This window comes from Vogesella oryzae, from assembly GCF_902829295.1.
GTDB lineage: Bacteria > Pseudomonadota > Gammaproteobacteria > Burkholderiales > Chromobacteriaceae > Vogesella > Vogesella oryzae.
In genome coordinates, this window is the sequence record NZ_CADEPL010000025.1 from 37,627 (window position 1) to 50,823 (window position 13,197).

A 13,197-nucleotide genomic window follows, 5' to 3' on the forward strand; every position below is an offset into this window, starting at 1 on the left:
TTGCCGGTGGCGGTTTACTGTCCGCCGGTGACGGCCAGTTCCGGAATATTGGCCAGACCAAGATCGCTGCCGATACCCAGCAGCCCCAGCAACAGCGCCAGCGCCATCGGGGCAAACAGCAGCGTGCCCAGCAGCACGCGCGCACGGCTGGCACCGCTGCAACGCGACAGTGCGGTCACCAGAATCAGGATATTGCCCACCCCCAGCACCAGTGAAATGCCCTGTGCCACATCGTCCGGCAACCAGTAGCTGAGCGGATCCAGCACCTGCAAACCGCTGGCGGCAATAATCAGCCCGAACAGCGATTGCTGGATCTGCGCGCCGCCACGGTTCAGCCACCAGCGCATGAACAGGCTGAAGCCCAGTGTTTCCAGCGTCACATACGCGGTAAACAGGGCGATCAATGCCGCCGGATCACCGCCGGCGCCGGCACTGATGGCACCGGCTGCGGCCAACGTGCCCAGCAGCAACAGGGCCAGTACCAGATGTAGCGGCGGATAGCGGTAGTGTTCCAGCGGGGCGACGCGCAGGCGAATCAGGTCAACGGCGTCATGCAGCAGTGGCAGGCTCATCAGTCAAAAATCACGGTTTTGTTGTTGTAGGCGAGGATACGGTTTTCCAGGTGCCAGCGCACGGCGCGCGACAGTACCACGCGTTCCAGGTCGCGGCCTTTCTGGATCAGGTCTTCCACGTCGTCGCGGTGCGAGATGCGGGTGACTTCCTGCTCGATGATCGGGCCATCGTCGAGGATTTCGGTCACGTAGTGGCTGGTGGCGCCGATCAGCTTTACGCCGCGGGCAAAGGCGCGGTGGTAGGGCTTGGCACCGTCGAACGCCGGCAGGAAGCTGTGGTGGATGTTGATCACGCGGTGCGGATAACGTTCCACAAACTTGTGCGACAGCACCTGCATATAGCGCGCCAGCACGATCAGATCGACTTCCGCGGCCTCCAGCAGCGCCCACTGTTCGGCTTCCGCCTGTTCCTTGTTGTCCTTGGTGACGTTGATCACGTGGTAGGGAATGCCGTGGTATTCGGCCAGGCGGCGGCAATCGTCATGGTTGGAGATGATCAGCGGGATATCGCAGTCCAGCTCGCCGATGCGCCAGCGGTGCAGCAGGTCTACCAGGCAGTGTTCGTACTTGGAGACGAAGATCGCCATGCGCGGCTTGCGTACCGACAGCGAGACTTCCCACTGCATCTGGTACTTTTCGGCGATCGGGGCGAAGGCGGCGGCGAAGTTCTCCATCGGCAGGGAAAAGCCCTGCAGATCCCACTGCACGCGCATCAGGAACAGGCCTTCTACCGGGTCCTGGTGCTGGTCGGCATGCAGGATGTTGGCGTTGTAGGTCAGCAGGAAGTTTGCAATGGCGGCGACCAGCCCCTGGCTGTCCGGGCAGCTGATCAGCAACGTGGCCGAGTGTTTGTTGCTCATGGTATGGCTCTTTGTCTTTTATTCGGGCTTGGGGGAAATGCAAACGCCACCGCCGGCACGGGGCAGACGGTGGCGTCGGAAATGCATGACGTCTGCGATCAGGCGTTGAGGTTGGCCGCATCCAGCGTGTTTTGCAACAGGGTGGCCACGGTCATCGGGCCGACGCCGCCCGGTACCGGGGTGATGAAGCCGGCCACTTCGCGTGCCACGGCAAAGTCCACGTCGCCGCAGATGCTGCCATCGGCCAGGCGGTTGATGCCCACGTCGATCACCACCGCGCCCGGCTTCAGCCATTCGCCTTTCACGAATTTCGGGATGCCGACGCCGGCTACCACGATGTCGGCGCGGCCAACTTCGGCGGCCAGATCGGCGGTGGCGCTATGGCACACGGTGACAGTGGCGCGGGCCAGCAGCATTTCCAGTGCCTGCGGGCGGCCAACGATGTTGGAGGCGCCGACGATCACCACATTCTTGCCTTTCGGGTCGATGCCGTATTCTTCCAGCAGCGTCATCACGCCGCGCGGGGTGCATGGGCGCAGCAGCGGCATCTTGGTGGCCAGGCGGCCAACGTTGTACGGGTGGAAGCCGTCGACGTCTTTCTTCGGGTTGATGCGCTCGATCACCTGCTGCGGATCGATCTGCTTGGGCAGCGGCAGCTGCACCAGGATGCCGTCCACGCCGTCGTCGGCGTTCAGCTTGTCGATGATGGCCAGCAGCTCTTCCTGGCTGGTGCTACCCGGCAGGTCGTAGGCTACCGAACGGATGCCGGCTTTCTCGCAGGAACGTTTCTTGTTCTTGACGTAGATACCGGAGGCCGGATCGTCGCCCACCAGAATCACTGCCAGCGCCGGAGCGCGCTTGCCGGCGGCCACACGGGCCTCCACGCCTTCGCGTACGCGGTTGATCAGGGTTTCGGCGACGGCCTTGCCGTCGATAAGTTGTGCTGCCATGCTGCTATCCACCTAATTCAGTCTGGTTGGAAGGAAAGGCCGGATTTTCGCATTTTTTGGTCGTTCTACTCAATCGCTTCAAGGGCTTGCCGTGCCATCGGCGCAGAAATAATTATTGACGGGTGTCGCGCTTTGCCCGCGCTATGGCAGTTGGATCGCACGGTAATTGCAAATATTCTGCACCAAGTGTTGACAGCCAAAAGGTCGATGGGTATAGTTCGCAGCCTGTTGTCGGGGCGTAGCGCAGCCTGGTAGCGCATCTGCTTTGGGAGCAGAGGGTCGTGAGTTCGAATCCCACCGCCCCGACCAACAGCCCTAATTAGTTTGCCCGATGTGAGTGCCCGTAGCTCAACTGGATAGAGCACCGACCTTCTAAGTCGGGGGTTACAGGTTCGATTCCTGTCGGGCGCGCCAAGTTTTACCGGTGGTGGATGTAGCTCAGTTGGTAGAGCCCCGGATTGTGATTCCGGTTGTCGTGGGTTCGATCCCCATCATTCACCCCACAATTTGGTTTGTCAGCGTCAGCTGGCAGACATACCGCTCAGCGGTGGATGTAGCTCAGTTGGTAGAGCCCCGGATTGTGATTCCGGTTGTCGTGGGTTCGATCCCCATCATTCACCCCAGATTAAACCCGGCCTCGGCCGGGTTTTTTCGTTGTATTTCCTGTTTTCTGCGTCACTGGTAGTGAATTTCACCGTATAATCGAATACATTTGCATGTATCCGATAGCCAGAGCGACGTCATGACCACCCTGCAGCCCATCAAGCGCCAGACCCTGACCAGTGCCGTAACCGAATCCCTGCGCCAACGCATTTTGTCGGGTGAGTTTGCCGATGGGCAGCAATTGCGCCAGGAAGCCTTGTCCAACGAGTACGGCGTCAGCCGCGTGCCGGTACGCGAGGCGCTGCGCCAGCTGGAAGCGGAAGGGCTGATCCAGATCATCGATCACAAGGGCGCGCTGGTATCCAAGCTGTCGCTGGACGATGTGCTGGAGCTGCTGGAAATCCGCGCCATGCTGGAAAGCGAACTGCTGCGCGCGGCCATTCCCCGTCAGGAAGCTGCGGATCACCTGGCGGCGGAAGAAACCCTGCAAGAATTCGAGCAGGCGCTGACGACCAACGATATCCGCCACTGGGGCGAGTTGAACTCGCGTTTCCACCTGGCGCTGTATCGCGCGGCCAAGCGCCCGAATACCCTGGCGTTGCTGGAACAACTGCACAACAAGACCGACCGCTATACCCGCATGCAGATTCTGCTGACCCAGACCATGGAGCGGGCGCACCAAGAGCACACCAAATTGCTGGATATGTGTCGCCGGGGCGAGGCGGACGAGGCTGCCGATTTCCTGCGCTTCCATATCCTGTCAGCCGGCCATGCGCTGGAAGCGCACCTGAAGGAAAAAGAGCAGCGCCGCTAAACCGCAAGGGTTGGCCGCACTAAAAAAGCACCGCCGCGCGGTGCTTTTTTGCATGCTGCCGGCGCCGTTTACGGATGGCGCTGGCGATCTTGCGGATAGGCGTACACCACCATGCGCCGGCGTACTTCGCCGATAACCGGAATATCCAGCCCGATGGCTTCGTGATTGCTGGCCGAGAACGGTTGCCGGTAGGTGGTGATCAGGCCGTGTACCGGTGTGCGCAGGTTTTCCAGTGCGACGCGCACTTTGGGGCCATCGCTACTGCCGGCCTGGCGCATGGCGGCCGCCAGCAGCAGCAGGCTGTCGTAACCCTGAGCCGCCGACGGCGGCGAGGGAATGCGTTCTCCCGGATAGCGCTGGCGGTAGCGCTGGATGAAGTGGCTGCGCAGCGGCGTGTTGCCGTCCTCGATGAAGGTTTGCACCATGCGCGCGCCTTCGGCATTGGGGCCGGCGTTGTCGATGAAGTTCGACATCGACAGCGTCCAGCTGCCGATCAGCGGGATGCGCCATTCCATCTGTGCCAGCGTGTTGGCGATCTGCGCAAGCTCCGGGCCGATGGTGTAGGTAAGAATGCACTGCGCGCCTTCTGCCCGCGCCTGTTGCAGCACGCCGCTCATGTCCAGCTCGCCATTGCGGAACTGCTGCACGCTGACTGCCTTGATATTGCTGTCAGCCAGCGCCTTCAACAGATCCTGCTGCCCCAGTCGGCCGTAGTTGCTGTTGTCGCTCAGCACCGCCACACGGCGAAAGCCGCGCCGCACCGCCTCGCGCACGATCAGTGGCGCCTGCAGCGCATCGGATGCCGCCACGCGGAATACATAGTTGGCCGCATACTTGGGCGGCAGGAACTGCTGGGTGATCACATGCGCGGTGGCAACGGCGGTGATGGCCGGAATCTGCGCCTGCTGGTAGCGGTACTGCGAGGCCAGCGCCACGCCGCTGTTCACAAAACCGACGGTTGCCACCACCTGCTGCTTGTCGATCAGCTCCGCCGCCACGCGCACGGCGTAATCCGGGCGGCCGCGATCATCGCGCTCCACCAGCTGGATCGGCCGTCCCAGCACGCCGCCCTGGCTGTTGATATCCTCTGCCGCCAGCCGGATGCCATCGCGCATGCTCAACCCCATCGGCGAAGAGCCGCCGCTGAACGGACCGGAGACGCCGATGCGGATCGGCGTGGCGGCCGCGGCAAGCGCGGAACAAAGCAACAGGGCAAGACAGGCAAGGCGTGGCACGGGCTGTTCCTGATGGCGGAGTGGGCAAGGTGTGCCTATTATCGCATTCCGGCTTCCCCTGCGGCCAACCCTGCTTGTGTTTGCGTGATCGCGCGCCCCCCCGGTTCACAACGGACACGGCGACGGTGACCCGAAGCGCAGTAAGCGGGCATGCCGCCGCCGTTTTTACCGCGGCAGCGATGACGAGTAGCAGATCGACAATAGGTTTCCAAAGCGCATGCGCAGCCCCCGTTTTTATACCTCGCTTAAACGCAGCCCGTTCTACCGGCTGATGCCCAACAGCACCATCCTGCTGTTCTTTCTCACCATGGCGGTGATGCTGTGGACGCTGGACGCGCGCGAGAACGAGCAGCAGCGCACCGATCTGGCCAAGGACACGCTGTGGGCGGAGCAGACCATGCGTCTGCGGCTGGATGGCGAGCAGAGCGAACTGGCGCAGATGGCGCGTGACATCGGCCGCGAAGAGCTGGATGAGGACAGCTTTCTGGTGCAGGCATCGCAGTTTCTGGCCAACACCCCGGAAATGGTGGCGGTGGTGTGGGCCGATGCCAGCTACACCCTGCGCTGGATCGCCCCGTACGAAGAGTCCGACCTGGCCGCCGGCTCCGGGCTGTCCGGCGCCAGCGCCTCGGCCTACCTGCAGGCGCAGCAGGAGGGCCATCCGCTGTTCAGCCGCCCGTACCAGCTGGAAAACGGCGAATGGCGTTTCGACCTGATGGTGCCGGTGTTCCGCGATACCCAGTTCCGCGGCATGGTGATCGGCATCTATCAGGCCAATGCCTTCGTGCGGCGGGTGCCGCCATCCTGGTTCGCCGAGAAATATTTCCTGCAGCTGGGCAGCGGGCAGGACATCCTGGCCAGCAATGCCCACAATACCACCACCAGCCGCGTGGTGCAGAGCATCCGCCTCGGCGGCACACCGCTGCAACTGCTGGCGCGGCCGGTGCGCAGCAGCGTAGACAAGAACCGCTTGATCCAGCTGGGGCTGATTGCCGGCCTGTCGGTGCTGACGCTGCTGAGTCTGCTGAGCCTGTCGCGGCACATCCGCCGCCGGGTGGCGGCCGAGCGCGAGCGCGACCGCGTCTACACCCTGTCGCGCGAGTGGCTAGGGGTGATGCGCGAGGACAGCACCCTGCTGCAGGTCAACCCGGCCTTCGTCGCCGGCCTGGGGTACCCGGCGGAGCAGCTGATCGGCACCTCGTTGCTCAGCTACTTGCAGCCGGCCCAGCGCGAGCCGGTCCGCGAGATGCTGCGCCGGCTGCTGGAGGCCGGCAGTGTCGATCACTATCTGGAAACCCGTGTCATCAACCGTGGCGGCGACTCCCTGCTGCTGGCCTGGGCACTGAGCCCGTTGCCGGACAGCGGGGTGATCTATCTTTCCGGCCGCGACATCACCGCGCAGAAGCAGGCCGAGCTGGCCTTGCGCCACGAATACATGTTCCGCAAGGCAATGGAGGATTCGCTGGTGGTGGGTATCCGCGCCATCGACCTGGAAGGCACCATCAGCTATGTGAACCCGGCATTCTGCCGCATCACCGGCTTTAGCGAGGCCGAGCTGATCGGGTTGCGGCCGCCGTATCCGTACTGGGCGCCGGATATCGCGCCCTACAACGACGAGGTACTGCGACAGACACTGTCCGGCGAGCATACCCAGCAGCTGTTCGAATCGGTGATGCAGCGCAAGAATGGCGAACGCTTCTACGGCCAGTTGCTGGTGTCGCCGCTGATCGATGCCGAGGGACAGCAGACCGGCTGGATGGCGGCGCTGACCGACATGACGGAAAAACGCGAGGCCCAGCAGCAGCTGGAGGCGGCCAACGAGCGCTTCATCGCGGTGATCGAGGGGCTGGATGCGGCGGTGGCGGTGGTGCGCCCAAGTAGCCAGCAGCTGCTGTTCTGCAATCACCGCTACCGCGAATGGTTGGCCGCCGCCGGTGACGACAGCGATACCGAGTACTGCGACCTGCGGCTATACCATCTGCTGCGCCATGCCAGCAGCGAGCAGGAGATCTGGCTGGACGAGCCGGCGCGCTGGTGCCTGTTGCGCACCCGGCCGCTGCGCTGGGTGGATGGCGAGCCGGCACAGATGCTGATTCTCACCGACATCACCGAGCAGCGCGCCGCCGAGCAGCGCTACGAGGAACAGATGCTCAAGTTGCAGGCCACTTCGCGGCTGATCACCATGGGCGAGATGGCTTCCACGCTGGCGCACGAACTCAACCAGCCGCTATCGGCCATCGCCAACTACCAGGCCGGCTGCGTGGAGCGGCTGCGCCAGGGCAAGGCCACCGCCGAGACGCTGATTCCGGTGATGGAAAAGATCACTGCCCAGGCCGAGCGCGCCGGCAAGATCGTGCGCCGGGTGCGCGAGTTCGTGAAACAGAGCGAGCCGGTGCGCAAGCCGGTGGCCATTGGCGACATCATCGAGGCGGCGCTGGCGATTGCCGAGATCGAGGCGCGGCGGCTGGCCAGCAGCATCAACGTGCATATGGCCAGTGACTTGCCGCTGGTGCATGTCGATCCGATCCTGATCGAGCAGGTGCTGCTCAATCTGATCAAGAACGGCATGGAGGCGATGCAGCAGCTGCCGCCGGCCGAACGCCAGCTGGAACTATCGGTACAGCGCCACAACAGCAAGCGTATCGAACTGGCGATCGTCGACCGTGGCCACGGCGTGCCGGATGACATCAAGGCGCAGCTGTTCGATGCCTTCTTCACTACCAAGAGCGACGGCATGGGCATGGGGTTGAATATCTGCCGCTCGATCGTGGAGTTCCATCAGGGTCAACTCTCAGTGGAAGATCATCCGCTGGGTGGTACCATTTTCCGCTTCACCCTGCCGGTGTACGAATCATGACAAGCACAACCATCCGCATTCATATCGTCGACGATGACGAAGCGTTCCGCGACTCGCTGCAGTGGCTGCTGGAAAGCCACGACTACCAGGTGGTCTGCCACGATAGTGCCGAGGGCTTTCTGGCGGCGTACCGGCCGGGGCAGGGCAGCGGCTGCCTGATTCTCGACATCCGCATGCCCGGCATGAGCGGTTTGCAGCTGTACGAGGAGCTGCAGGCGCGCGGCAACCAGTGGCCGGTAATCTTCATTACCGGGCATGGCGATGTGCCGATGGCGGTGCAGGCGGTGAAGCGCGGCGCGCATGATTTCCTGGAAAAACCGTTCAATCAGGAAGCGCTGCTGGCCGCGGTGGACAGCGCGCTGGCGGCAGTGGAAAGCGTGCGCCAGAGCGAGAGCGGGGTGCAGGCCTGCGAGGCACGGCTGGCGACGCTGACCGCACGCGAACGCGAGGTGCTGGAACGGGTGATCGAAGGCAAGATGAACAAGGTGATTGCCGACGACCTCGGCATCAGCATCAAGACGGTAGAAGCGCACCGCGGCAAGATGATGGACAAGATGGGCGCCCGCTCGATTGCCGATCTGGTGCAGACCGTGGTGGCCTACCGCCAGCAGAAAGGGCGGCTGGCGTAACCGCGCTGGCGGGTGCGGACGGCTTACCCGTGGCAGGGTTGGCCGCAACCCCTGGCCGGCCGGCTGGCCAAGCTTCGCCGGCGCCGTGACGGGCGCACCGCCGGCGGCCAACGTGTTACTGCACTCAATCCTCCGTTGGCACTGCCAGCCACTGCAACTGGCCGTGGCTGCTTTCTTCCAGTGCCAGGCATAGCGCCGCGGCTTCGCGCTCGGGAAGGCTGAATAGCAGGGTCACCTGCGCATCGTGCGCCACCTGTTCCAGGTTGGCCGCATGTTTCTGCAGCAGCCGGCGGGCGTGGCCTTCCAGCGCATACGGCAACTGGCAGCGCAGGGTCTGCAGGCGTTGCAGCTCGGTGCGCGGTATGCCATCCAGCGCGCGCGCCACGCTGTCGGTATAGGCGCGTACCAGGCCGCCGGCGCCCAGCTTGACGCCGCCGTAGTAGCGCACCACGGTGGCCAGCACCCCTTCCAGCGCCTGATGGCGCAACACTTCCAGCATCGGCCGGCCGGCGGTACCGGATGGCTCGCCATCATCGTTGGCCGCACTGTGGCCGCCGGCCAGCAGCGCCCAGCACACGTGGGCGGCGGCGGGGTGGGCGGCTTTCAGTTCCGCTACCCGCTGCAGTGCCGCGCTGCGGTCGGCCACCGGTTCGACACAGGCGAGAAAGCGGCTTTTCTTGATATCCAGCTCGGCGTGGCCGGCATGTTGCAGGGTAAATGACATGATGGCGCCTGCCGGGCATGCCCGGCGGAAACGGTGGCGAAAGGCGGCAGTTACAGCGGGTAGATCACTTCCACGCTGCGGCCGCCGTTGCTAAACGTCACCTGCTGGCACAGGCGGCGTACCAGCGCGATGCCGCGGCCGTGAGTGGCCTGGTCGTCGCAGTCTGCCGGCAACCGGTCGGCATCGAAGCCGATGCCGCTATCCTGTACCGTCAGGTGCAGCTGGTTGTGGTCACGGCGCATGCCGATATCGATGCGGCCCGCTTCCAGTGCCGCCAGCCGCTGTTGCCGCTGGGACAGGTAGTGGACAAAGCCGTCGCTGGAATTCTTGTCGTTGGAGTCCAGCATCAGCACGCCGTGCTCCAGCGCGTTGCTGAACAGCTCGGTGACGATCAGCAGCATGTCGCTGAACTGGTTCTCGTTGAGGCCGATCTGGTTGAGCCAGCCCAGCAGGGTGGGCATGCCCAGATCCTCGCGCAGCTCCTTGGGGCCAAAGCCCAGGCGGATCTCCCAGTTGTCCAGCTGGGTAAAGCCGTGCTGCTGTTTCGGTTGCGGCGGGCTGACGTAATCGTTGCTGCAGGCGGCCACCACCAGCGAAATGTCGTCGACATTTTCGTCGGCGCCCAGGTGCTGGTTGATGGTTTGCGACAGCTGCGGCATGACCGGCGCCGGCAGCGGCGTGGCCAGCTGGGCGATGAGCTGCTCCGGCTCCAGCAGGCGGCCATCGGCGCTGCGTGCTTCGGTCAGGCCATCGGAGCAGATTAGCAGCCGGCCAGGCTGGTGCCAGCGATAGACTTCAACCGAGGGATCGAAGTCCGCATTCGGCATGATGCCCAGTGGCGGATGGGCGGAGACAAAGCGTTTGTCCAGCTCGCCCTGTTCACTGATGAAGGCAGCAAACGGAATGCCGCCATTCCACACCGTGACGGTGCGTTCCTGTGGCGAGATGGCGACCAGGGTGGCGGCGACGAAGCGGCCAACCGGCAGCTGCTGCTTGAGTTTCTTGTTGATTTCCCGCGCGATGGCAGGAATGCCGAAACCCTTCTGCGTCATGGCATAGAACACCGTTGCCGCCGGCAGGCAGGCAATGGCGGCGGCCAGCCCGTGGCCGGTACTGTCGGCCAGCATGATGTGCAGGGTGTCGGTGGGCGATTTGGCGGCGGTGATGATGTCGCCGCTGAACTGTACCGTCGGTTTGATCCACTGCTCGATGCCGGTGTCTTGCTGGTCGCCGTACAGGTTGTTCAGCACGTGTTCGGCCAGCTGCTGTTCCACCTGGTTGGCGTGGTAATAGGCTTCCAGCCGCTTGGCATCCTGGGTGATGCGCTGCTGCATTTCGGCAATGCGCACCATCACGCGGATCTTGGCGGTCAGCAGCTTGGTGTCCACCGGCTTGGTCAGGTAGTCGTCGCCGCCGGCGGCAAGACCGGCCAGCACGTCTTCCTGCTCGGATTTGCCGGTCAGGAAGATGATCGGAATCCACTGCTTGTCGTAGCGTTCGCGCAGCAGCTTGGTCGTGGTGAGACCATCCATCTCCGGCATGATCACGTCCATCAGGATCAGGTCCGGTAGCAGCTGGTTGCAGCACTGCAGCGCTTCAACGCCGTTGGCCGCCTCGGTGACGTGATGGCCGTGCTGGCTGATCACACGGGAGATGACCAGGCGGTTGACTTTGCTGTCATCGACAACCAGCACGTTCAGCTGACGCATGGGCAGGCTCTCAGTCAATCTGGAAGAATTTTTCGAAGCGGGCAATGGTCAGGATCTGGCGGATGCTGGCTCTGCTGTTGGTAATCATCAGCTTGATGTCGCGCGGGGCGAGCTGTTCGCGCAATACCAGCAGCATGCCCAGCGCCGAGCTGTCCAGATATTCGGTGTCTTGCAGATTGATGTCTACGGATTTCACTTCCGGGTCGGCGATGACGGCCTGGCAGGCGGCACGGAAGTCGCTGTGCAGCGAGAAATTGAAATGGCCACTGATGTTGATACTGGCTTCCTTGTCGCGGATCTGGTAGCTCAGTGGCATAAATTGCTCCTTCGGGGCGAGTTATTGGTGTTAGACCAGTACATTGTATGAAATTGAGGTTCTATGGTCATCCGCATACGCGGAATTACCGGACAAAAAAATGGCCCGGCACCATAAGGTGCTCGGGCCGGACCTGCGAGTGCAGGAGGGAGAGAAACTTAAGCGTTGGCCGCATCCGGGGTTTTCTTCAGCACGCCCAGCAGCACGGCGGTCAGCGCGGTGCCGGCCAGCAAGGCCACGATGTACATGCCGAGATTGCTTACCGCATTCGGAATCGGCAGCACGAATACGCCACCGTGCGGCACGCGCAGCTCGCAACCGGAAGCCATCGAGATGGCACCGGCCAGGGCCGAGCCGGCCATCAGCGACGGGATCACGCGCAGCGGGTCCTTGGCGGCAAACGGGATGGCGCCTTCGGTAATGAAGGAGATGCCCAGCACGCCGGCAGCCTTGGCGCCTTCGCGCTCGTCGGCAGTAAAGCGGTTCTTGAACAGCACTGCGGCCAGCGCGATGCCCAGCGGCGGGGTCATGCCGGCAGCCATCACTGCCGCCATCGGGGCGTACACCTGGCTGGCGATCAGGCCGGTGGCGAAGGTGTAGGCCGCCTTGTTGATCGGGCCGCCCATGTCGAAGGCCATCATCGCGCCCAGAATCATGCCCATGGCCAGTGCGCTGCTGCCCTGCAGGCCTTTCAGCCATTCGGTTACCGCGCCCAGCGCCGCGGCCACCGGCTGCCCCAGCACGTAGTACATCAGCAGGCCGACGATGGTGGTACCCAGCAGCGGCAGGATCAGCACCGGCTTGAGACCGTCGAAATTGCGGCCCAGCTGGATCTTCTCGTTGAGGTACTTCACCGAGTAACCGGCAATGAAACCGGCGACGATGCCGCCAAGGAAGCCGGAGCCGATGGCGCCGGCGATCATGCCACCGGCCATACCTGGGGCGATACCCGGACGGTCGGCGATGGAGTAGGCGATATAGCCGGCCAGGATCGGCACCATCAGCGCGAATGAAGCCTTGGCGCCGATATTGAACAGCGTCCAGCCCAGCGTGCCCTTGTGCGCATCGTCGAACACATAGATGCCGCCCAGCGCGAAGCCCAGCGCAATCAGCAGGCCGCCGGTCACCACGAACGGCAGCATGAACGAGACGCCGGTCATCAGGTGTTTGTAGGCGCTGCTGCGTTCCTTGCTGCTGCTGGCGGTGGCCGCGGCAGCCGTGCCGCCGGCCTGACCACCAGCCGCGGCGGCCTGCAGTTTGGCATTGGCGCTGGCGTTATTGATCAGCGCCTTGCCGTCGTTGATCGCCGCCTTGGTGCCGCTCATGAACACGCGCTTGCCGGCAAAACGGCCGGTGTCCACCTGGGTGTCGGCGGCGATGATTACCAGATCGGCGGCCGCGATGTCGGCCGCGGACAAGGTGTTTTGCGAACCGACCGACCCCTGGGTTTCCACCTTGATGCGGTGGCCCAGCGCCTCGGCGGCGCCGGTCAGGCCTTCGGCGGCCATGAAGGTGTGGGCGATGCCGGTCGGGCAGGAGGTAATGGCGACGATGGACAGCGTCTGGCTGGCGGCGGCAGCCACCGGGGCGGCACCGGTAGCGGTGCTCAACGCCGCAGTCAGTACTGCGGCCGGATCGGCCAGCACCGCATCCAGTGCGGCGCGATGTTCGCGCTTGCCGCTAAAGCGATTGTCATCGCCGTTGGCGCCGACGCGGATTACCTGCTGCGCGGCGGAGACTTCCGCCTCGCTTAGCGGGTCCTGCACGCCTTGCGCGGTATGGGTTTCAATGCGGATGGCCTGCCCGAGCTGTTTGGCAGCCTTGCGCAGGGCTTCCGCGGCCAGCAGGCTCTGGGTGCTGCGATCGGGGCAGGTGAGTACGGCCAGCAGTGTTGACATGTATGTCTCCTCTCGTTGTGCTGCTGAAGT

General features: G+C 63.6%; 11 protein-coding genes and 4 tRNA genes. 7 read left to right on the forward strand and 8 right to left on the reverse strand.

The window, feature by feature from the left end; translation table 11 throughout:
* Positions 1–14 precede the first annotated feature (14 nt).
* The 3 genes from HU218_RS10870 to folD all read right to left on the reverse strand — a co-directional run bounded on the left by HU218_RS10870 (position 15) and on the right by folD (position 2,382).
* Positions 15–572 (reverse strand): hypothetical protein, encoded by a 558-nt coding sequence (locus HU218_RS10870; protein ID WP_174874962.1) that lies wholly within the window; start codon positions 570–572, stop codon positions 15–17.
* Positions 572–1,432, reverse strand: a complete 861-nt coding sequence (gene purU / locus HU218_RS10875; RefSeq protein ID WP_174874963.1) for a formyltetrahydrofolate deformylase — start codon at positions 1,430–1,432, stop codon at positions 572–574. The genes HU218_RS10870 and purU overlap by 1 nt, the downstream gene beginning before the upstream one ends.
* A gap of 98 nt (positions 1,433–1,530) precedes the next feature.
* The gene (gene folD / locus HU218_RS10880; RefSeq protein ID WP_174874964.1) at positions 1,531–2,382 is read right to left on the reverse strand and encodes a bifunctional methylenetetrahydrofolate dehydrogenase/methenyltetrahydrofolate cyclohydrolase FolD; all 852 of its coding nucleotides are present in this window, start codon (positions 2,380–2,382) and stop codon (positions 1,531–1,533) included.
* 232 nt (positions 2,383–2,614) lie between these two features.
* On the opposite strand from folD, the gene HU218_RS10885 reads away from it, so the two are divergent.
* From HU218_RS10885 to HU218_RS10905, 5 genes are all read left to right on the forward strand, one after another.
* Positions 2,615–2,691, forward strand: a tRNA-Pro gene (locus HU218_RS10885).
* A gap of 28 nt (positions 2,692–2,719) precedes the next feature.
* A tRNA-Arg gene (locus HU218_RS10890) sits at positions 2,720–2,796 on the forward strand.
* Between the two features lie 13 nt (positions 2,797–2,809).
* Positions 2,810–2,885 (forward strand) — tRNA-His (locus HU218_RS10895).
* A 44-nt stretch (positions 2,886–2,929) separates the two neighbouring features.
* Positions 2,930–3,005 (forward strand) — tRNA-His (locus HU218_RS10900).
* A 119-nt stretch (positions 3,006–3,124) separates the two neighbouring features.
* Complete coding sequence (locus tag HU218_RS10905) at positions 3,125–3,799, forward strand: GntR family transcriptional regulator (protein WP_174874965.1); 675 nt, start codon at positions 3,125–3,127, stop codon at positions 3,797–3,799.
* Positions 3,800–3,867: 68 nt separating this feature from the next.
* Here HU218_RS10905 and HU218_RS10910 read toward each other — a convergent pair whose 3' ends face one another.
* Complete coding sequence (locus tag HU218_RS10910; RefSeq protein WP_174874966.1) at positions 3,868–5,034, reverse strand: ABC transporter substrate-binding protein; 1,167 nt, start codon at positions 5,032–5,034, stop codon at positions 3,868–3,870.
* A 217-nt stretch (positions 5,035–5,251) separates the two neighbouring features.
* Here HU218_RS10910 and HU218_RS10915 point away from each other — a divergent pair, with 217 nt between their 5' ends.
* Both HU218_RS10915 and HU218_RS10920 read left to right on the forward strand, forming a co-directional pair.
* Positions 5,252–7,891 carry a PAS domain-containing sensor histidine kinase gene (locus HU218_RS10915; protein WP_174874967.1) on the forward strand — a complete coding sequence of 880 codons (2,640 nt, stop codon included), beginning with the start codon at positions 5,252–5,254 and terminating at the stop codon, positions 7,889–7,891.
* The gene (locus HU218_RS10920; RefSeq protein WP_174874968.1) at positions 7,888–8,520 is read left to right on the forward strand and encodes a response regulator transcription factor; all 633 of its coding nucleotides are present in this window, start codon (positions 7,888–7,890) and stop codon (positions 8,518–8,520) included. Before HU218_RS10915 ends, HU218_RS10920 begins: the two co-directional genes overlap by 4 nt.
* 124 nt (positions 8,521–8,644) lie before the next feature.
* On the opposite strand, the gene HU218_RS10925 is transcribed toward HU218_RS10920, so the two are convergent.
* From HU218_RS10925 to HU218_RS10940, 4 genes are all read right to left on the reverse strand, one after another.
* Positions 8,645–9,244, reverse strand: coding sequence for an IMPACT family protein (locus HU218_RS10925; protein ID WP_174874969.1), 600 nt, complete (start codon positions 9,242–9,244; stop codon positions 8,645–8,647).
* Between the two features lie 50 nt (positions 9,245–9,294).
* Complete coding sequence (locus HU218_RS10930) at positions 9,295–10,953, reverse strand: SpoIIE family protein phosphatase (RefSeq protein WP_174874970.1); 1,659 nt, start codon at positions 10,951–10,953, stop codon at positions 9,295–9,297.
* A gap of 10 nt (positions 10,954–10,963) precedes the next feature.
* A complete protein-coding gene (locus tag HU218_RS10935; protein ID WP_174874971.1) occupies positions 10,964–11,269 on the reverse strand; it encodes an STAS domain-containing protein in 306 nt (101 codons plus the stop codon).
* A gap of 158 nt (positions 11,270–11,427) precedes the next feature.
* On the reverse strand, positions 11,428–13,167 hold the full coding sequence (locus tag HU218_RS10940; RefSeq protein WP_174874972.1) for a fructose-specific PTS transporter subunit EIIC: 1,740 nt from the start codon (positions 13,165–13,167) through the stop codon (positions 11,428–11,430).
* Positions 13,168–13,197 lie beyond the last annotated feature (30 nt).